The sequence below is a fragment of the Priestia sp. TGN 0903 genome (genome assembly GCF_050846855.1).
Classification (GTDB): Bacteria; Bacillota; Bacilli; order Bacillales; family Bacillaceae_H; genus Priestia; species Priestia zanthoxyli.
Genome location: NZ_JBOZGL010000004.1, coordinates 448,731 through 468,314 on the forward strand (window position 1 = coordinate 448,731; position 19,584 = coordinate 468,314).

At 38.7% G+C, this 19,584-nt stretch carries 17 protein-coding genes; 3 read left to right on the forward strand and 14 right to left on the reverse strand.

Annotated features, from left to right (window positions below):
- Positions 1 to 11: 11 nt before the first annotated feature.
- Entirely contained in the window at positions 12 to 1,763 is a 1,752-nt protein-coding gene (gene atzF, locus ACRPLY_RS16680) for an allophanate hydrolase (protein ID WP_432232039.1), read from the forward strand.
- Between the two features lie 252 nt (positions 1,764 to 2,015).
- On the opposite strand, the gene ACRPLY_RS16685 is transcribed toward atzF, so the two are convergent.
- The 8 genes from ACRPLY_RS16685 to ACRPLY_RS16720 form a co-directional block, all read right to left on the reverse strand.
- Positions 2,016 to 2,879: a sugar phosphate isomerase/epimerase family protein gene (locus ACRPLY_RS16685; protein WP_328173844.1), complete on the reverse strand. Its 864-nt coding sequence runs from the start codon at positions 2,877 to 2,879 to the stop codon at positions 2,016 to 2,018.
- Positions 2,880 to 2,970: 91 nt separating this feature from the next.
- Positions 2,971 to 4,419, reverse strand: coding sequence for an aldehyde dehydrogenase family protein (locus tag ACRPLY_RS16690; RefSeq protein WP_432232040.1), 1,449 nt, complete (start codon positions 4,417 to 4,419; stop codon positions 2,971 to 2,973).
- Between the two features lie 151 nt (positions 4,420 to 4,570).
- Positions 4,571 to 5,527: a hydroxymethylglutaryl-CoA lyase gene (locus ACRPLY_RS16695; RefSeq protein WP_071276607.1), complete on the reverse strand. Its 957-nt coding sequence runs from the start codon at positions 5,525 to 5,527 to the stop codon at positions 4,571 to 4,573.
- Positions 5,527 to 6,735: a CaiB/BaiF CoA transferase family protein gene (locus ACRPLY_RS16700; protein ID WP_028412222.1), complete on the reverse strand. Its 1,209-nt coding sequence runs from the start codon at positions 6,733 to 6,735 to the stop codon at positions 5,527 to 5,529. Before ACRPLY_RS16700 ends, ACRPLY_RS16695 begins: the two co-directional genes overlap by 1 nt.
- A 111-nt stretch (positions 6,736 to 6,846) precedes the next feature.
- The gene (locus ACRPLY_RS16705; protein WP_013081988.1) at positions 6,847 to 8,151 is read right to left on the reverse strand and encodes an MFS transporter; all 1,305 of its coding nucleotides are present in this window, start codon (positions 8,149 to 8,151) and stop codon (positions 6,847 to 6,849) included.
- Between the two features lie 635 nt (positions 8,152 to 8,786).
- Positions 8,787 to 9,683, reverse strand: a complete 897-nt coding sequence (locus ACRPLY_RS16710; RefSeq protein ID WP_034269767.1) for a shikimate dehydrogenase — start codon at positions 9,681 to 9,683, stop codon at positions 8,787 to 8,789.
- Between the two features lie 516 nt (positions 9,684 to 10,199).
- The gene (locus tag ACRPLY_RS16715) at positions 10,200 to 10,778 is read right to left on the reverse strand and encodes a DedA family protein (protein WP_231503788.1); all 579 of its coding nucleotides are present in this window, start codon (positions 10,776 to 10,778) and stop codon (positions 10,200 to 10,202) included.
- Positions 10,779 to 11,013: 235 nt separating this feature from the next.
- The gene (locus ACRPLY_RS16720) at positions 11,014 to 11,994 is read right to left on the reverse strand and encodes a zinc-binding dehydrogenase (RefSeq protein WP_432232041.1); all 981 of its coding nucleotides are present in this window, start codon (positions 11,992 to 11,994) and stop codon (positions 11,014 to 11,016) included.
- Positions 11,995 to 12,154: 160 nt separating this feature from the next.
- Here ACRPLY_RS16720 and ACRPLY_RS16725 point away from each other — a divergent pair, with 160 nt between their 5' ends.
- On the forward strand, positions 12,155 to 13,030 hold the full coding sequence (locus tag ACRPLY_RS16725; protein WP_432232042.1) for a LysR family transcriptional regulator: 876 nt from the start codon (positions 12,155 to 12,157) through the stop codon (positions 13,028 to 13,030).
- Positions 13,031 to 13,073: 43 nt separating this feature from the next.
- Here ACRPLY_RS16725 and ACRPLY_RS16730 read toward each other — a convergent pair whose 3' ends face one another.
- The 4 genes from ACRPLY_RS16730 to ACRPLY_RS16745 all read right to left on the reverse strand — a co-directional run bounded on the left by ACRPLY_RS16730 (position 13,074) and on the right by ACRPLY_RS16745 (position 16,554).
- Positions 13,074 to 14,108 carry an AI-2E family transporter gene (locus ACRPLY_RS16730; RefSeq protein WP_028412216.1) on the reverse strand — a complete coding sequence of 345 codons (1,035 nt, stop codon included), beginning with the start codon at positions 14,106 to 14,108 and terminating at the stop codon, positions 13,074 to 13,076.
- Between the two features lie 168 nt (positions 14,109 to 14,276).
- Positions 14,277 to 14,930, reverse strand: coding sequence for a 5,6-dimethylbenzimidazole synthase (gene bluB, locus ACRPLY_RS16735; protein ID WP_432232043.1), 654 nt, complete (start codon positions 14,928 to 14,930; stop codon positions 14,277 to 14,279).
- Between the two features lie 464 nt (positions 14,931 to 15,394).
- Positions 15,395 to 15,814 carry a hypothetical protein gene (locus ACRPLY_RS16740; RefSeq protein ID WP_432232044.1) on the reverse strand — a complete coding sequence of 140 codons (420 nt, stop codon included), beginning with the start codon at positions 15,812 to 15,814 and terminating at the stop codon, positions 15,395 to 15,397.
- A 101-nt stretch (positions 15,815 to 15,915) separates the two neighbouring features.
- Positions 15,916 to 16,554 carry a DUF1643 domain-containing protein gene (locus ACRPLY_RS16745; protein ID WP_432232045.1) on the reverse strand — a complete coding sequence of 213 codons (639 nt, stop codon included), beginning with the start codon at positions 16,552 to 16,554 and terminating at the stop codon, positions 15,916 to 15,918.
- A gap of 382 nt (positions 16,555 to 16,936) precedes the next feature.
- Here ACRPLY_RS16745 and trhA point away from each other — a divergent pair, with 382 nt between their 5' ends.
- On the forward strand, positions 16,937 to 17,587 hold the full coding sequence (trhA, locus tag ACRPLY_RS16750) for a PAQR family membrane homeostasis protein TrhA (RefSeq protein WP_013055671.1): 651 nt from the start codon (positions 16,937 to 16,939) through the stop codon (positions 17,585 to 17,587).
- Between the two features lie 42 nt (positions 17,588 to 17,629).
- On the opposite strand, the gene ACRPLY_RS16755 is transcribed toward trhA, so the two are convergent.
- Both ACRPLY_RS16755 and ACRPLY_RS16760 read right to left on the reverse strand, forming a co-directional pair.
- On the reverse strand, positions 17,630 to 18,817 hold the full coding sequence (locus ACRPLY_RS16755; RefSeq protein WP_098999769.1) for an NRAMP family divalent metal transporter: 1,188 nt from the start codon (positions 18,815 to 18,817) through the stop codon (positions 17,630 to 17,632).
- Between the two features lie 9 nt (positions 18,818 to 18,826).
- The gene (locus ACRPLY_RS16760; protein WP_432232046.1) at positions 18,827 to 19,582 is read right to left on the reverse strand and encodes a LamB/YcsF family protein; all 756 of its coding nucleotides are present in this window, start codon (positions 19,580 to 19,582) and stop codon (positions 18,827 to 18,829) included.
- Positions 19,583 to 19,584 lie beyond the last annotated feature (2 nt).

The window sequence follows — 19,584 nt, forward strand, 5'->3', positions numbered from 1 at the left end:
CGGTGGATACAATGAAAACAGTGAGCTTGCCTAAAACATTTTCGGTTCAATGGTTACGTGATATGTATATCAAAAAAGAATTAACTCCGGAAGATGTAGTACATCAAATTCTTACGCGTGTAGAAGCTGATAAAGACATGAATATTTGGATTACCCCTCCTACACTCGGTGAGTTAAAACCTTATCTCGATCGCTTAGCTACCCTAAGCCCTGAAGCGTTACCTTTATGGGGAATTCCATTCGCCGTTAAAGATAATATCGATGTAGCCCATGTACCGACGACAGCCGGATGTAAAGAATATACGTATATCCCTTCTGCACATGCTACGGTTGTTCAACGTCTTATTGATGCAGGTGCTATTCCTCTTGGAAAGACCAACTTGGACCAATTTGCTACAGGGCTGGTCGGTACACGAAGCCCTTACGGCGAAACGCACAATGCGTTAAAGTCTGAGCTCATTAGCGGCGGATCGAGCTCAGGGTCAGCTGTATCCGTAGCTCGCGGGCATGCTGCTTTTTCTTTAGGCACCGATACAGCAGGTTCAGGGCGCGTCCCAGCCGGTTTAAACCGTTTAATTGGCTATAAACCTTCTCTCGGAGCGTGGCCATCTGCAGGTGTAGTTCCGGCGTGTAAAAGCTTAGACTGCGTCACTGCTTTTGCTCATGAATGGAGTGACGTACTGCTTGTAGATTCTATTATTAGAGGAGTAGACGATCAAGATCCATGGTCACGCTCTGTTGTTCGGGCTTCTTCGGCTCTCCCTGAAAAAATTTGTATGGTAAAAGAACCGCGCTCATTTTACGGACCGTTTGCTGAGCAGTACGAGGAAGCTTGGAAGCAAGCCGTGAAAAAGATTGAAGGTTTATCTATTCCCATTGAATACATTGACGGCTCGTATTTAAGCGAAGCAGCTGCTTTATTGTATGACGGCCCTTACGTAGCGGAGCGCTGGGCTGACTTAGGAGAATTTATTACTTCTCATGAAGAAACAGCCTTTCCTGTAACCGAGCAAGTCCTTCGTTCAGGTGCTAAACCAGAATATGATGCTGCTGCTTTATTTCAAGCTTCACATAAGCTTCAATCCTTTAAACATAAAGCATATCATCAGCTTAAAAATGCTGTTCTTGTTATGCCGACAGCAGGCGGAACGTGGACGCGGGAACAAGTAAGAGAAAATCCAATTGAAACAAACAGTGACATGGGGCGTTTTACAAACCATTGTAACTTGCTCGACTTATGCGCTGTCTCTCTTCCATCTCAAGATGCAGATCTTGATTTACCGTTTGGCATTTCATTTTTCTCTACATTTGACGGCGAACAATTCATTTGCGGGCTTAGCGAAGTGTTTTTAAATGGTGAACGAACGGTTGATTCAAGAAAAGATACAACCTTAGTAGCTGTTTGCGGTTTGCATATGCGCGGGTTTCCACTTGAATTTCAAATGCTTGAACACGGAGCTTCATTCGTACGAAAAGACCAAACCGCTCCTTATTACCAGCTTTTTAAACTGCCTACTTCTCCAGCAAAACCGGGGCTGTTGCGAACACATCAACAAGGAGAAAAAATTGAAGTTGAGCTTTGGGAAATGCCTTTATCACTGTTCGGCTCTTTTACCGATTCTATCCCTTCTCCTCTTGGACTAGGCAAAATCACTCTCGAAGACGGCAGTGAAGTAGCGGGTTTTCTTTGTGAAGCTCATGCGACAGAAGATGCGGAGGATATTACGTCTTATAGAAGCTGGCGGGCTCTCTCAACTTACTAATAAATCGATTATTTACTAAGCTGTTGAGTACATTCTCAACAGCTCTTTTTCATCAAACTTTCAATGTATATAAAAATAAGAACTCAGCATTAACTATGACAAAATGAATGTATGTTGTCACACGTTTACATTTATTGTTGATTCTTAGGTTTACCGTTTCAACAGAGAATACCCCCACTTTAAGCTTGCTAAGTGGGGGTACTTCAATTAAATAGACACAAAAGGCAATCTGCATAATACTCTCCAGAGCACCTATCGTGTAGAATGGAAACGCAGCTGATCTTGATGAGAAACATACTTCTTGCGCGGATGCTTATCTAAGTATTGTTTAGCAGTTTGTAAACATTGGCGCGCAAACTCTTCATATCCTAATTCGTTGGCACGTTTTACATTTGGTAACTCTATAGAATAAGGAACCTGCGGGATACGATTAATCATACTTGCAACATCAATACCTTCTTCATTTAAATACAATCGTTCTTCTCTAAGAACTCGCGTCATCTCCTCCTTTGAACTTGGAATTTCCGCAGAAGCATTGCAAAGATGAAGATAGCGAAACCACTCACGAGGCACGTCGTCCAAATCTTCCACCTTATCTCCTGATCGATGAAAATGGTGAATATCAATCATAAGACCTGCATTTTCACGGTTAGCGGTATGGAGAACATCCATTGCGCCTTTAAGGTTGTATACGCTTGCAATAGGAACAAATTCTAATTCAATGGTTAACCCAAAAGGCTTAGCTAGATCGCAGAGTTCAGCAAAGCATTCGATACCAAAATTGCGATCGTCCGTCCAAATGCTGCTAAGGACGTGACGTCCTCCGAGTTCAGCAGCTGCTTCCATTGCAGGTAAGTAACGTTTTGGATCAACTCCTTCATAGATACGTGCTAACTCTATATCAAGGAGCTTCACTCCTGTCTCTGCCATGGCAGATTTTGTTTCTCGCATCAGCTGCTTATTTTCAGCTAACGCATAATTAGGCTCTCCTGGCAACCCCATGTAAATAGGCCTTAAACTAACAAAATCATACCCTGCCTTTGCAGCCATATACGTCATTTCAGGCGGTGAACATCCAAGAACAGTAAGATATGCAAGGGAAAATTGATTAGGCATTTTATAAATTCCTCCTTTATTCAAACAGATTAGATCGATCTAATTAAGATGACGGTATATATTTATAAGCGTCCTACATATTGATTTAGTTTTAATTCTCCGTAGGCAGTCTTAATACAATCATCTTCGTTTCAGTCATTTCTTCAACGGCGTAACGTGGGCCTTCTCTGCCAATACCGCTGTTTTTCACTCCACCATATGGCCAATGATCTAATCTAAAGTTAGATGTTCCATTAATAACTACACCGCCCATTTCAAGAGAATGAGCCACTTTATAAGCCAAATCCATTTTGTTCGTAAAAATCCCTGCCTGAAGACCAAAAGCAGAATCATTTGTCTCTTCAATAGCTTCTTCAATCGTACCGTACGGGACAATACTAATAATAGGACCAAATACTTCTTCACAAATAACTTTACTTTCTTTAGAAGGGTTTAGTAGAACGGTAGGTTCCACCGTAGCTCCCCGGCGCTTTCCTCCGCATATTACTTGTGCCCCCGATTGTACGGCCTCATCAATCCAGCTCGTCACTCGTGCAGCTGCATGGACATCTACTACACACCCTACATCCGTATCCGGCAATAAAGGATCCCCGATTTTAAGTTTCAACACCTCGTCTTTTAAAAGATTGGTAAACTCACAGACCACAGATTGATGTACATAAATTCTCTGAACAGAGATACAGCTCTGCCCAGAATTGCTAAATCCGGTTTTCGCACACATAGCGGCAGCACGATTTAAATCTGCGTCGTTATGAACGATCGTCGCAGCATTTCCTCCTAGCTCGAGCAATACTTTTTTCATTCCAGCTAGCTCACAGATGTTTTTACTAGCTACTGTCCCACCTGTAAATGAAATAATATTCACACGATCATCTTTTACAATTTGCTGTGCAATCTGTCTTCGACCAAGCACCATATTTACAGCATTTTTAGGGAATCCCGCCCGCAGCAGCAGCTTTAAGAGCTCTGTTGCAATTAAAGTTGTTTGCGAAGACGGCTTTAAAATCACGCTATTCCCAGCAGCAAAAGCCGGCCCAATTTTATGGCATACAAGATTTAAAGGGGCGTTAAACGGTGTGATAGCCGCTACAACACCAATGGGCACTCGGAAAGTAGATGCAATAGCTTGTGCACCTCGTTCTGAAACGTCGCCAGGCAATGTTTCACCAATCAATCTTTTTGCCTCTTCCCCTGATAATTCCAATGTTTCGATTGAACGGGCCACTTCATCCAGCGTGTTTTTCAAAGGCTTTCCTAATTCTAAAGAAATAAGTCGAGCAAATTTTTCTTTCTCTTGTTCTAGTAATAGAGCCGCTTTCTTTAAAATTTTAGAACGCTGGTAAGAAGAAAGGGCGGCGACATGTTTTTTTGCTTCATAGGCTGATGCTAATGCTTTTTCAACATCTTCTTCATTCGCTAATAGCTGCTCACCTATGACTTCTCCAGAATAGGGGTTTTTTATTAAAGCCACTTCTCGATCTTCAATAATCCATCCCCCGTTAATATAAGGCTGTGATTTCTTTTCAATAGTTTCTATCATATTTAGCACCAACTTTTCATTTTTATTAAACAAACTTTTATATAAAACAAGGCCTGAACGTTTTTACATGTGAAGTAAATAGATCGATCTAATTTATTTTAATATAAACGCTCCCATCACCTCCTAAAAGGCTATCATGCTCACAGCTTAGTTATACTAATTTCTCTTGAACCTTTGGCTTGGCATGAAGTTCTGAACAAGGACCTGCTTGCAGCATATAGCTTCCACCGTCATGACCAATTACGTGCTTCACCTCTTTTGCTGCTTCAATAAGCTTGTTAAGATCAATGCCCGTATGAATTCCCATTTCACTTAATCCATGAACCAGATCTTCTGTAGCTATATTTCCAGTGGCGCCTGGAGCATAGGGACACCCTCCTAAACCGATAATAGAACTATCAAAATGAATAACACCCTGCTGCAAAGCAGCCACTACATTAGAAAATGCCATTCCTCTCGTATTGTGCAAATGCATGGAGAAAATAATGCCGGGATAATTTTGTTTAAGAAACCCTAGCATACGATACACTTGCTGAGGATTTGCCATCCCCGTTGTATCCGCTAAAGAAATTTCTTCGACACCCATCATTCTGTATCGTTCTACAATAGAAGAAATGCGTTCTATAGCAACTTTTCCTTCATAAGGACATCCAAACGCTACCGAAATTGAACCTCCCACTTTAACGTTATGCTTTTCCGCCAATTCGATAATAGGATAAAAACCTTTTTGGGCTTCTTCTACAGAACAATTTGCGTTAGATAAGCTGTGAGAATCTGTAGCTGAAAGCATAAGCTTTAACTTTTTCACTCCGGCGTCAATGGCTCTCTGTGCACCTTTTACATTCGGCACTAACGCGCGAAATTTAATATTTGTTAAATCTTGAACACTTTCTACGACCTGCTCGGCATCCTTTAACTGAGGAATCGCTCTCGGATGTACAAAAGATGTAATTTCCATTGATTGAATGCCTGTCTTGGCTAGCTGACGGATAATAGATATTTTTTCTTCTGTAGGAATCCACTCATGTTCAGCTTGAAACCCATCCCTTGGGGCTACTTCACAGATTATGACTTTTTCCGGTAATTCTATTTTTTGAATAGCATTCATTAAATAACCCCCTTTTCTTTTAACACCGCTAAGTCTTCGCTTGATAACCCCAGTTTTCCGCCTAGAATTTCTTCATTATGTTCTCCCAATTCAGGGGCACGATGCCGAATTGCTCCCGGTGTATGTGAAAACTTTGGCACTACTCCTGGAACCTTAATTTTTCCTAGGCGGGGATGCTCTACTTCTACAATGTTTTCTCGTTCTCTATACTGAGGATCATTAAATATATCTTCAATGCTGTAGATAGGACTAACTGGCACACCAAATGAATCTAACTTTTCCTGCAGCTCCTCTTGAGTGAAGGACTTAATCCAATTTGACACAATTTCCTGAACTTCATGATCATGCTTTAGACGCTCTACATTTGTATAGTATCGCGGATCTTTTAACATATCTTTTCTTTCCATTGCCTCTGCAAGACGATCAAATGTAGAGTCTGTACTGCATACTAATACAACAAACTTTCCGTCTTTTGTTTCATATGTGCCTGCAGGGCTTGAGTGACCTGCAAGTCCAGGGCTTCTCTCTCTTACTTTTCCGTTTTGATCATACTCAGCGATTAAAAACTCCATCATTCGAAAAATAGATTCATATAATCCCATTTCTACTACTTGACCTTCCGGCTGTTCGTTTACATCTCTATGATAGATAGCGCTTACACAAGCGAACGCAGCATATATGCCCGTTACATAATCTAGTAAAGAGTAAGAAGGACTGACTGGCGGACGATCTGAATATCCTTGTAAATAAGTATGTCCGCTAAACGCTGTCCCCGGTGTACCGAATCCAGCTTTTTCTCGATAAGGACCTGTTTGCCCATAGCCTGATACGCGCACCATTACTAGCTTAGGGTTAACTTTTTTAAGCTCCTCATATCCCAAGTTCCATTTTTCCAGTGTACCGGGGCGAAAATTTTCAATTAAAATGTCTACTCCACTAATTAACTTTTTGAAAATTTCTGCTCCTTCTTCTGATCGAATGTCCAGCGTAACAGACTTTTTATTGCGAGCAAGTCCGGGCCACCTTAAAGGTTCAGTCCCTTTCCAAGGCCCTACAGTCCGAAGCGTATCTCCTTTTCCCGGAAGTTCAATTTTGGTTACTTCCGCCCCCAAGTCCGCTAATAAAGTAGCTCCAAAGGGAGCAGCAATCATAGTAGAAATATCTAGTATTTGAACTCCTGTTAAAGGTCCATAATTTTTGGTTAACACGTTGAATCCCCTCCGGTAATAACTGTTTGTATGCTTAGTTAAGATAATTAATTAGTAGATTTCTTTTGATATATTAAAAACGAATATCATTAGTCAAAATATTAAGATTATTTATTTTTCTAAAGTTAACTCTTTTTCTTCTAATAGAATAGACTCTTTGCTTTCAATCGGGTCTAAATCTGTTAATAAGAACGTATAGCTTAAAATTCCAATCACTAAAAAAGCAGCTGCTAAAAGGAACGCATACATAAATGAACCCGTGGCCTGAACAATAAACCCAGTCGTAATAGGTGCAACAATAGCCATCGAGTTATTTCCAAATGTTAAAAGTCCCGTTAATGTTCCTACCGTTCCTTTTGGTGCAATAAATGTAGGAATGCTGTAGGCAACAGCAGATGTGACAACAAGACCTCCAAGTGCTGTTGAAATCCAAAATACAGCTACGTTCGCACTGTGAGTAAACGCTGCCCCAATAATTGACAAACCAAATACCATACCTATTACTAGAAAAAATTTGCTGACACGCGTCCGGTTATACCCTTTGTTAATAAGACGATCAACAAGCCAGCCCCCAATTACTATTTCAGTAATGGTACCTACAATCCAAGGTATAGCCGAGTACCAGCCTGATTTTAAAATAGACATGTTCATTTCTGTTGCTAAATATCCGGGAAGCCAAGTCAAGAACAAAAACCATGAATAGCCGTACGCCGCAAACCCAATGAATACTGCCCAGACTTTTCTTTTAGTTAGCAAATAGCGAATGTTCTCCATTGCACTGCCTTTAACTTCTTCTGAACTTTGAGAACCGCCTTGAACAATGTAGTCATATTCTTCTTTCGTCAAACGCTCATCTTCATGAGGTTCACGATACCAGATCCAATAAACAATAGCATATATGAAACTAAGAATAGCAGTTGCTAAGAAACCACCTCGCCAGCCCCACTCTGTTACAATTAGTGCTAATATAGGCGCCCCGATGGCGTTGGAAAGTTTGGATTGAGAATCATAAGCTGCGATAGCTTTTCCGCGTTCCTGACGCGGAACCCAATGGCTAACTGCTTTGGCAGCAGACGGAAAGAATGGTGCTTCTCCAACTCCTAACAGCACCCGAGATAAAATAATTAACCCCCATCCATTTGCTACTGCAGTTAAAAGACAAGCTACTGTCCATATCACGGTCGCTACACGCGTTACCCATTTTACGCCTATTTTATCTAGCAAAGGCCCTATAGGAAGTTGAAGTAAAGCGTAAGACCATGCAAATGCTGATAGGAAAATCCCCATCTGACCTGCTGTCAAGTTAAATTCTTTTTGTAACAATGGCATAGCAATGGACATATTAATTCGATCAAAATAGTTTACAACTACACCAACCGCAATCAAGAATACAATCGACCAACGATGTTTTTTCATTATCTTCCCTCACTCATAAGATTTTAAGTATGCGCTTTCATTTTTACAAAATATCTCTTTGCTCAGATCCCATTTATAATTGCTTGCTTACATAAAGTCTGTCTGAACTAAAGTTGAAAGATGGCAATGCTGAAAACCTAATCCTCTAGCTATTTACTTGCTCTTTTATCTTTTCCGTACAACATTTTATTAGTGGAATTAAAAAGATTAATAGAAAATTCTAATTAGAACGATCTAATAATTTTTATTAGAACGATCTAATTCCAACGGGAATCTCTTCACATATTGCGGAATGGTGCCGTATATTTTATGATTCACTCAAATATCCGAACATGATGATCAACGTCTGCTTTTTTAATTTCTCATTGTAACACCTGCCTTTTTTTCGCTAAGCTTCGTCTTTTGACACAGCCTAATATAAAATCAATTCAAACCTGAGTTTTAGTATACTGAATTACATTTCTCTGCGCAATATATATTTTAAATTTTTAGAAAATTGAAATATATACTTTTTTACTATAACAAAACCTTTTAGATATTAATCTTCTAGAATCATTTTTTATTGTGCTAGGGGAAAAGAAGATATAGCCACTTCATTCATACAACTTTCTAGCAAAGTTAAAAAATACGCGTTTTTAATACTGTAAGCTCGGTTCAAACATTTGTTCCTTAATATACTCCACAGGCATCTCTTTTCCTGTCCACAATTCAAACGCCATGGCCCCTTGCCAGATCATCATTCCTATTCCATTAACGGTGTGACATCCGATTGATTCAGCTTGTTCTAACAGTTTTGATTTCATAGGCATATACACGACATCTGTTACAATTAAATCAGGGCGCAGCATTGATATATCTTCAATAATGCTGAATTCTTCTAACGGTTTCATTCCCACTCCTGTTCCATTTGTCAAAATATCGCTCGTTCTAATTTCTTCTCTTAACCTTTCTGTATCCTCAAGAGAATACAGCTTCGCTTTACATGAAACATGTTTCATCTCTTCATTAATAATTTTTACGTTTTCTACAGCTTTTGAATAAAATTCATCGTGACGAGCAAAAATTGTTAATTCTTCAAGTCCTTCTAAAGCCGCTTGAATAGCAATAGGCGTCGCTGCTCCACCCGAACCGACCAACGTCATTTTTTTCCCTATGATATCCACGCCGTGCTCTTTTAAATTTCGAATGTAGCCCATACCGTCTGTGCTATGCCCAACTAGTACGCCATTATCGTTTACGACGGTATTGACAGCTCCTGAAAACTTGGCGCTGTCTGCTAAGTCATCAAGGAACGGGAGAATTTTTGTTTTATTTGGCATGGATACATTAAAACCTTTAACATTTAACGCTCTCAGCCCTTTAATTGCATCTTCTAACGAGTCATTTCCTACCTCAAAAGCTAAATAAGCATAATTCAATCCCAGTTTTTTAAAGGCCATATTATGCATAGATGGTGACAGTGAATGTCCAATTGGAGTTGCCAAAAGGCCGATGAGCTGAGTTTTGCCATTAATACGCCCTACGCTTTTCATGATTTTACCTCCTGTTTTATTAAAATTTCAGAAATACTTGTGGTACCTAACCTGTACTTTTTCAACTTATTTTCATTTCCGATCAAACACATTTCACATTCATATAATACCGATAATTAGATCGATCTAATTTTAAACGATACTCATTATTCAACCAACCTTTAACACGCCGCATTCAAAAACAAAGCTGCTCTACTCACATGTAAAAAACAAGAAACCGCTTACAAACTTACGGTTTTAATAACATGCGTTTGACACGTACTGTACGTCTTACCTCCCTTCACAAGGCAGCATTTCTCAACATTACTAGAAACAAAGCTTTCACCTATACCTAGCTTCTTTTATTACATGACTGCAGTAAACACCCGGTTAACCAAGACAACTCTTAGCGACCTTATGTATCATAGTATCACATTTTTCAAAAAGGAAAAATGTTTTTTTGTCACTTTTCAGAAAAATGTTTTTATTTAAACAATTTCTTTATATTAAAATAAAGCTATAACCATAATTATAGCTTTATTCTTGAGCGTGGCTTTCTCTTCTCTTTTTCATCCACCAGCCTGCACCAACTATCACTCCGATTATAAGAATAACAAATATTAAACGGTCTACATCATGCAAATATTTTTGGATTTTTTCAATATCTCCAAGTCCTCCTACATAGAGCAAAAAAACAAACCACGGAAAAATACCTAATGTGCTGTATAAAACAAAGTCCTTAGATTTAATTTTACTAAGGCCTGCCAAATAGGTTATATAGTTTGCGATACTGATGGGCCGAGAAATCGTAATACTCCATTTTCCATATTTATGAAACCACTTTTGGGCACGCTTTATATTTTTTTCACCAAACCAGCGCTTGGTAATAGATTCAAACCTGTATCCCATCACGAACGGAATATAGTTGAATGCGATATAAATAACGGTATTGACAGCTGAAACCATAAGGATTTTCCATATTGAGAGCTGCAGAACCGAGCCAATGAGCAAAATCGATAACGTACACGGAAAAGGAATTGCCGCAGCTTCGATTGCTGTAGCAATAAAGATGCCCACTATGCCTAAGTTTTGTACAAAATCAATAAACCCTTGCACCTTTTTTCTCCTTTCAATCATACAAATTTCACGTTCTTTCATCATAACTCAAACTATTCAAAATTTCACGATTTCAAAGCAATTTTACTAGTAAAAAAAGCTTATATGCACCGGTTTGCTATATTTGATTATCTTCTATCATATGCAGTTCATAAGTGAAGTAGCGCAAAAAAAGAAAATAGCAGAAAAAAACTCTTTTATTAGTTGTAATAAAAGAGTCTTTTCTGTCCTGCTATTATTTAATTTTAGCAATGATTTTCCCTTTCACATGGCGTTTTGAAAGCTCTTCTAATGCACTTGGCACTTCTTTTAACGAGATGATGCGCTCAATCATCGGAGCTACTTTCTTCTCTGCTACTAATGCTAAAAGCTCATCGCCCATTTTTGCTAAATCCGCTTGCGCCATCATGTCATCAATGTGGTGTGCAGCATTTAAAGCTACTTCATGATAAGAAATCACCTTTGTAAAAGGCTTTACTTTTGTATAATCAGGTGCACCAGCAATATGTGCTAAATGTCCTCTATAGGCAATCATATCTAAAGAATCCGTTGCGTTCTTTGCGCTCACTGTATCAAGCACAGCATCTACGCCGCGGCCATTTGTCAGCTCCAATACTTTTTCTACGACGTTTTCCTCGCGATAATCAATTACATAATCAGCTCCTAACGACTTCACATACTCATGATTATGTGCTGAAGCTGTTGAGAAAACGGTTTTTCCAGCGTTTTTAGCAAGCTGCACGCCAAAGCCCCCTACGCCTCCAGCTCCTCCGTGAATTAAGATGGTTTGAATATGGTTCATTGGAAGTTTACGAAATAGTGCTTCATACGCCGTGTAACCTGCAGTAGGCAATGCAGCAGCTTCTTCAAATGGAACGGCATCAGGAATGCGCGAAATTGAATGAGCAGTTGTAACCGCATATTCAGCATATCCGCCCTTTTTCATAAAGTCCCCGTGATAGACGACGCGGTCTCCTTTTTTCCAGTCAACTACTCCTTCTCCAACTTCATCAATTGTCCCAGCTACATCTAAACCTAGAATGTGAGGATATGTCCAATGAGGGTTTCCATTAGTAGCCGTCTTATAATCCACTGGATTAAGTCCCACTGCGTGAACTTCAACTACTACTTCTCCTTTATTTGGAAGAGGTTTTTCCACTTCTTCTACTTTCATTTCTGTCCATTTATTTTTATCTTGCAATAATAATGCTTTCACAGTTTAACTCTCCTTTTACATCATTTGGCTAGCGGTACTTTTATTATTTTATCTAAAAATGCGTTGCTTACTATTTTTATTTTAAAGAGAGCTTGTCTATAATACAAATTAGAAAATAAATAGATATCCATAAATAAATTTATAAGAAAGGACAGGGTGAATGATTGATTTTGAATGGTACCGCAGCTTTATTAGCATTTACAAATATCGATCCGTTTCTGAAGCAGCCAGAGCGAGGATCTTAACGCAGCCGGCCATGAGTCAGCACTTAGCTGCTTTAGAGGCTGAAATAGGCGAAGGTTTATTTATCCGTGCACCAAGAAAGATGATTCCAACAGAAAAAGGCAAAGAACTGTACACGCGTATCGTCCCGTTAATTGAAAGTCTAGAAGCTGCTTCACTTCAATTAAAAATGAGCGCATCATCTCCCGACGCGCTGCCAGTCGTAAAAATTGGTTCTCCCGTAGAGTATTTTACCGAACGAGCTTTAGAAAGAGTAAAAGATGCAGGTATCCGCTGCTACAGCCAGTTTGGTATTGCTTCTGTTTTACTGGAAAAGATACAAAACGACGAAATTGATATTGCAATTACAACCCAAAGATTGCAAATACCAGGAGTCGAATATACGGTCATTGAAGAAGAAGAGTTTGTCTTAACCGTCCCTCCTTCTTTTGAAATGACACCCAATGAAGACATAGAGGATTTTTTATACAATCAGCGGTGGATTAGCTATGGCCTTGAACTTCCTATTATCAGGCGTTTTTGGCGGCAGCATTTTAAAAAACGGCCTGAAATTCAGCCTCATCATGTGATTCCAAATCTTCAAACAGTGTTAAAAGCCATTCAGCATCACATGGGAATCAGCCTGCTTCCCCGCTATTTGATTCAAGAAGCGCTCCAAGAAAAAAAGGTGAAAATCGAACTTGAACATTTAGCGGTAAAAAATCAGATCTTTCTTGCTTATAAACTTAAGCATCGAGATCATCCAGTCATTCAAAAAACGATACGCTCGTTAAAAAAAGAAACGAACCACTAATCAAACATCTTGATTAATGGTTCGTTTTTCACCTCGTCTAAAATCATTTTGTCCCAGTCTCTTCTTTTTTTGACAGCTGCTGTGCTGAATCTACTCCTACGAGATCTAAAAAGAAAATAAAAATAGGAATACCAAGAATCAGCCCCCATACGCCCAAGAAATGTTCACCAAATACTAAAATGATAAACGTAATGAATGTTGGCAAGTTTGTTTTAGATGACATAAGCTTTGGATTTAATACATAGCTTTCAAGTGCGTGAAGTACTACCACCATAATTAACACAGATAGTACTTTTACACCGCCTCCTAAACTGTAAGCGATTGTACAAAGCGGAATGAGTGAAACAAATACCCCAAGAACCGGCACTAGCCCTAGTAGAAAGACCATAACACCAAGCGCAAGCAAATTAGGAAACCCTAACACCCACAGTGCAATAACGGATAAAATGCTGTTCACAAAAGCGATAATAAACTGAACTTCTATTACCTTGCCGAAGGAATTAACAAATTTTCTCCCCAAATAGCCAGCTTCTTTGAAAAACCAGCCCAGCCTAGATTGTTCCAGTTGGACAAATAATCGGTGAATCCGCGACTTTTCAAGTAAAAAGAATAGGCTTAACAAGAGTGCTAAGAAAACTTGTGCACTTACTTTTCCAATATTAGATAAATAGCTGTATACTAAATCAATATTCTGCTGAATATTTTCTGGTGATTTAAATCTCTTTAGATTATCGATAATATAGGTGACGAATGTATTATCAGGGGGGTGCTTGTAAAAATACATCAGCTTCTGTACAAGCTCAGTAACTTGCGTCATAATAACCGGGATATATACATATCCTACAATACCAAGAGCACCAATCAGTGCGATATAGATGACGATGAGTATAAGCGTTGAATTAAGCGGAAGCTTTCTTCTTAACGTTTGTTGAAGACGACCAATTAAAAAGGTAAAAATAAACGTAAATAACAGCAGCTGAAGCATACTTCTAATGCTGACAAGTAAAACTGTAATAATAATAAGCGTAATGATGCGAACAGTAAGTTTGTTGTGAAGCCAACTTCTTGCAATATTCATGAAACCTTCAATTCTCCTATCTCTCTTTTTCCCAAGTCATTTGTATACATATAAATAAAACGGATACGCTAGACGCTCATATCCGCTTTCGCTATATATAGTGTATCATTTAATATTCAAATTTTACTATATTTCGGCGCTTTTTAGTATGTCTTTATTTTCTCTCCGCTATTCTTTTTCAGTTTCCCATACATTATGATAAATTAGCTTGTCTAAATCCCTTCTTTTTTCCCAGTTAGCTTGTTCTAAGATTGGTTTCTCAGGGTATTTATCTGTATAGCCAATTGACATGAGCGCTACAGGATCAATATGAGGAGGAATATGTAAAATGTCACGTACATCATTTTTTTTATAAAAACTTACCCATCCCATTGCCAGTCCTTCTGCATATGAAGCAAGCCACATATTTTGAATCGCACACGCAGTTGACATCATATCAGTTTCTGGAATTGAGTTTCTTCCGAGAACATGAGAGCCCCCTCTTGTTGGATCACACGTTACGCAAATAGTTAACGGCGCTTCTTTTAATCCTTGAATCTTTAGCTCTAAAAAATCTTCTTTCTTTTCACCTTCATAATGAATAGCCAGTGCTCTTCTCTCTTTATCTGCTGCCCAGGCAAGTTTATTTTTCACTTCTGTATCAGATACTAATATAAAATTCCAAGGCTGCATAAACCCGACGGAAGGTCCGCTGTGAGCAGCCTGTAGAATGTTATAAACCGTTTCATTCGGAATCTCATCAGACAAAAATGTGCGTACATCTCTTCTTCCGTAAATCGTTTTGTATACCGCTTGCTTTTCGTCGTTTGTAAACGAATTCATCTTTTTCAACCTCCATTAAACTCTTTTTTTAACTATTTTTCTAAAAAAATATTAAAAAAATGTGATCTAAACTTTATGTTTTCTCGTATTACTATATGAATCTATCATAAAGGAGGTTGCAAACATGTTCAACGACGTTTTAATGAACTTATTTAACGCGGTAAGCAGCATCATTAACACAATTGGATAATTTGATTGTACATATTGAGTAAGAGAGGAGGCATATTACATGCTAAACGAGGTACTTATGAACTTTTTTAACGCAGTAAGCAGCATCATCAACACAATCGGATAAAAAAAGCACAAAGAAAAGGGTAACTGCCATTACCACCGTCTTTATGCTTGACTAGTTCAAAATCATATATTTTACAATAAAAAGAACTCTTTGATTAGGAGTTCTTTTTATTTATCCTAACATGTTCCCTTTTATTTGTATATATACCTTGCCATTTCAACAGATTCACTTATATGTTGAAAGCATACACGTAGGTTTGCAGCTCGTAGTGCAGTTCTTTTAAGTCTTCGGCTGCTTGAGTCAATAACTTCTTTCGCTGAGCTGTATACACATCTAGAATCGCTCTTTCTACTTTTACCTTTTCTTCATATAAAATATCTAACTTATCTTCATTTCCTTCAAGGGAAATAGGCTTTAACATAGCAAATTGATAAATGGGTTGTCCATAATCCAATTTTGTTAAAATAGAACCTACTAATACATCCTGCGAGCATTCATATACGAAGTTTAACAGCGTACTTAATTCTTCTAGACGAGAAATATCCAGCTCTGCATTTTCATTGATCACAGTCCCTATATATTGAAAGCACTCTTCTTCTAACTCATTGTAAATAGTTGTGATGCGGTGCAGTACTTCATTCAACTTCATAAAGTTCCCCCTTCACACACGCTTCTTGATACAACCATATGACAAAACTTGGTGTTTTATACTAACGAAAAAGCGAGGAATATAAACCTCGCTTTTCCTTTTTATCGATACATACTGGCAATGTCTTCAATAAACATAAGCGGTTCTTCTTCTGTTAGTTGTTTAATTGGAGAATAATCCTCTCCACCAAAACTTTGATCTATGTCTTCAATAAACGAAGAAACTTCTTCTGACTCTTCACGATTGGCCGTCACTTCGTATTTCTGTAATTCTGTACGGTGCACGACGGATAAAATATGGCGAGGAAATTGCTGCTTCGTTTTTCCAAAACAGTATACCGGCTTGTGTTTCAAAAAGCGTTCTACTTCCTCTTGCCGGTTATAAATGCTTCCATGATCACCCCAAGCTACCACAACTAGTTCAGCATCTTCCACAGCCTTTTGAATATATTCACCTGTTCTTGTTCCAACAGCTTCTTCTTTTGAAAGCATGCGTAAAAACGAAACATGATCGGTTTGATAGCTGAATAAATAAACGATTTCTAAAACTCCAAATCCCCACTTTTGCGCCAGTTCTATGCATTTGGATACAGCTGTATCATCGCTGTATTCATACGTATTTTCTGGAAAGGACAAGATAAACGTAAGTTTACGTTCGTTTACTTCACTCCATTTGCATAATAGAGAATATTTGTATGTGCCTGTTTCATCAAAAATAACTTCTTTTTTCACTGCTTCCATCCCCCTGCCTTCTTACAATCTTGTTACTTATCTATTGCAAATGAGCTAAGCAGTAATCGTAACCTTGACTGTTAAAAGTTTTATTTTATATGTATTTCAAAATCATGCCTTCATGACAACTTTTCTGCCATTTTTTCAAAAAGCATTTTTTTCTTCTATACATGCTTTTTACAGCTAGTGAACATTCACATATATATCTTTCCTCTTTTCGAACCTCCAGTCAAAATAGATAAAATCAAAAGAATGGTCTATAATAAAGAAATAACCAATGAACTTTTCACTCATGTTTTTGACCGTTACGGATTTTTTCTCAGCAGGTATGTTCAAAACTGATCCTCTGAGAAAATAGAAGATAAATTTGTGTAAAGAAAGGATTTTGTAAATGGCTACTACACACACATTTACAAGAGGAGAAGAAATTGCAAATGCGATTACACACGGCGTTGGAGCCGTACTCAGCATTGTGGGATTAACGCTTTTAATCGTACTTTCTTCGTTAGAAGGAACGCCTTGGCATGTTATCAGTTTTACTATTTACGGAGTAACCATGCTGCTTCTCTATGTCTCCTCTACGCTTGTCCATAGCTTTCCGGAAGGTAAGGTAAAAGATCTTTTTGAGATATTTGACCACTCTTCTATTTATTTGTTTATTGCCGGTACGTACACTCCATTTTTATTTATCGCAGTAAAAGGAACCACCGGCTGGACACTTTTTGGAATTGTATGGGGCATCGCTCTTGCAGGAATTGTATTCAAAGCTTTTTTTGTGAAGAAATTCCTTTTTATTTCCACCATTCTTTACGTATTTATGGGATGGATGATTGTGTTTGCGTGGGATTCGTTAACTCAAAACATTGCCCATCAAGGAATTGTCCTTCTTGTAGTTGGAGGGGTGTTGTATACAATCGGAGCCGTTTTTTACGTATGGCGAGGATTTCGTTTTCACCATATGATTTGGCATATGTTTGTTCTTGGCGGAACCGTACTTCACTTTTTAGCAATCATTTTATATGTATTGCCTATAACCAATTAAAAAAGGGCCAGAAGGCCCTTTTTTAATTGGTTATAGAATTTCTTACCACAGTTTTGCCATTTGAGTCACAAGCGTATAGACTCCTAGCACAGCCATAATAACGACCACAAAACTGCCAAAAACGGTAAGCCAAGTCGGATGCTTGTAATCCCCTACTATCTTCTTTTTATACGCCGCTATAAGCATTGTACCGAGTGTAATAGGTAAGATTAACCCATTTAATGCTCCAGCTAAAATGAGCAGCGTGACCGGCTGACCAATAGTTAAGAAAACCAGGGTTGAAATCGTAATAAATGCAATGATAATCCAGTTTTCATATTTCTCAATCTTTTTGCTGAAGGATTTAATAAAGGAAACCGATGTATATGCCGAACCAATAACTGAAGTGATAGCCGCTGCTGCCATGACGACACCGAATAATTTATAGCCAATATCCCCTGCGGCTAACTGAAAAACAGAGGCTGGTGGATTATCGGGATTCAGTTTTAACCCTTGACTCAACACACCTAATGTCGCCAAAAATAGAAAAATTCGAATGATCGAAGCGATCGTAATGCCGGATACTGCTCCTCTTGTTACTTCCGGAATCGCGGCTTTTCCTTTGATTCCTGCATCTAATAAACGGTGACCTCCTGCAAATGTAATATATCCTCCTACCGTTCCTCCTACAAGAGTAACAATCGCCATTACGTCAATGTGATCCGGCCAAAATGTTTTAGATACCGCTTCTCCTACTGGCGGAGCGGAAGAAACCGCAACATACACCATTAAAATAATTAATATTCCGCCCATTAATTGAGCAAAACGATCCATTAATTTTCCGGCTTCTTTGACTAAAAAGATGGCAATAGAAACAATGGCTGTAATGACTGCACCAACTTTAGGAGAAATACCAAATAGCGCATTGAAGCCAAGACCCGCTCCTCCTACATTTCCAATATTAAATGCTAAGCCTCCGATTACAATTAAAATAGCAATAAATAAACCGAGACCTGGGAAAACACTGTTAGCAATATCCTGTGCTCTTTTTTCTGAGACGGCAATAATACGCCATACGTTTAGCTGAACGCCAATGTCTAATAAAATCGACAGTAAAATGACAAAACCAAAACTTGCGGCGAGAGCTTGTGTAAAGACAGTTGTTTGAGTTAAAAAACCTGGACCCACTGCTGAAGTAGCCATTAAAAATGCTGCTCCGAGGAGCACGCTCCAGTTGCGTTCTTTTTTCATGATGTCACCTCATTGTGGTTGAATAATGATTTGTTCTTCTTTTAGCTTGTCACAAATAGCTTTGGCAAATTCAACAGCATGTGCACCGTCTCCATGAATACAGACGGTATCTGCCTGAATCGGCATCTCTTCATTTTGCACAGTGAATACTTTCTTTTCTTTGACCATTTTAATTACTTGAGAAATAGCTGCTTCCTCATCTTGAATCACGGCGTTTTCAACGTTTCTCGGCGTCAGCATGCCGTTCTGTTGATAGGTTCGATCTGCAAATACTTCCTGAGACGTAAGCAAGCCGATTTCGTTTCCAGCTTTAATCGATTCACTTCCAGCAAGACCATATAGAATAGCTTCCTCACTAACATTATAAACAGCTTCAGCAATAGCTTTAGCTATATCTCGATCCCCTGCAGCCATATTATATAAAGCGCCATGAGGTTTCACATGATGAAGGGCCCCTCCTTCTGCACGTATAAAAGCTGAAAGAGCCCCCATTTGATACACCATCAAATCATAAGCTTCTCGAGGCGTAATTTTCATATATCTACGTCCAAATCCAGCTAAATCTTGCAATCCGGGGTGCGCGCCGATCGCCACATTTTCACTCAAAGCCAGCTTTACTGTTTCTCTCATAACAGAAGGATCTCCGGCATGAAAGCCACAGGCAATGTTTGCTGACGTTACATAGCGTAAAATTTCTTTATCATTTCCTAAGCTATAGTTCCCAAAGCTCTCCCCTAAGTCACAGTTCAAATCAACGGTAGCCATTT

Bases quoted from the DNA above. Each gene is read 5' to 3' on its own strand.
- atzF (WP_432232039.1), top strand. From the start codon at position 12: ATGAAAACAGTGAGCTTGCCTAAAACATTTTCGGTTCAATGGTTACGT.
- ACRPLY_RS16685 (WP_328173844.1), bottom strand. From the start codon at position 2,879: ATGCCTAATCAATTTTCCCTTGCATATCTTACTGTTCTTGGATGTTCA.
- ACRPLY_RS16690 (WP_432232040.1), bottom strand. From the start codon at position 4,419: ATGATAGAAACTATTGAAAAGAAATCACAGCCTTATATTAACGGGGGA.
- ACRPLY_RS16695 (WP_071276607.1), bottom strand. From the start codon at position 5,527: ATGAATGCTATTCAAAAAATAGAATTACCGGAAAAAGTCATAATCTGT.
- ACRPLY_RS16705 (WP_013081988.1), bottom strand. From the start codon at position 8,151: ATGAAAAAACATCGTTGGTCGATTGTATTCTTGATTGCGGTTGGTGTA.
- ACRPLY_RS16710 (WP_034269767.1), bottom strand. From the start codon at position 9,683: ATGAAAAGCGTAGGGCGTATTAATGGCAAAACTCAGCTCATCGGCCTT.
- ACRPLY_RS16725 (WP_432232042.1), top strand. From the start codon at position 12,155: ATGATTGATTTTGAATGGTACCGCAGCTTTATTAGCATTTACAAATAT.
- ACRPLY_RS16730 (WP_028412216.1), bottom strand. From the start codon at position 14,108: ATGAATATTGCAAGAAGTTGGCTTCACAACAAACTTACTGTTCGCATC.
- bluB (WP_432232043.1), bottom strand. From the start codon at position 14,930: ATGAATTCGTTTACAAACGACGAAAAGCAAGCGGTATACAAAACGATT.
- ACRPLY_RS16740 (WP_432232044.1), bottom strand. From the start codon at position 15,814: ATGAAGTTGAATGAAGTACTGCACCGCATCACAACTATTTACAATGAG.
- ACRPLY_RS16745 (WP_432232045.1), bottom strand. From the start codon at position 16,554: ATGGAAGCAGTGAAAAAAGAAGTTATTTTTGATGAAACAGGCACATAC.
- trhA (WP_013055671.1), top strand. From the start codon at position 16,937: ATGGCTACTACACACACATTTACAAGAGGAGAAGAAATTGCAAATGCG.
- ACRPLY_RS16755 (WP_098999769.1), bottom strand. From the start codon at position 18,817: ATGAAAAAAGAACGCAACTGGAGCGTGCTCCTCGGAGCAGCATTTTTA.
- ACRPLY_RS16760 (WP_432232046.1), bottom strand. From the start codon at position 19,582: ATGGCTACCGTTGATTTGAACTGTGACTTAGGGGAGAGCTTTGGGAAC.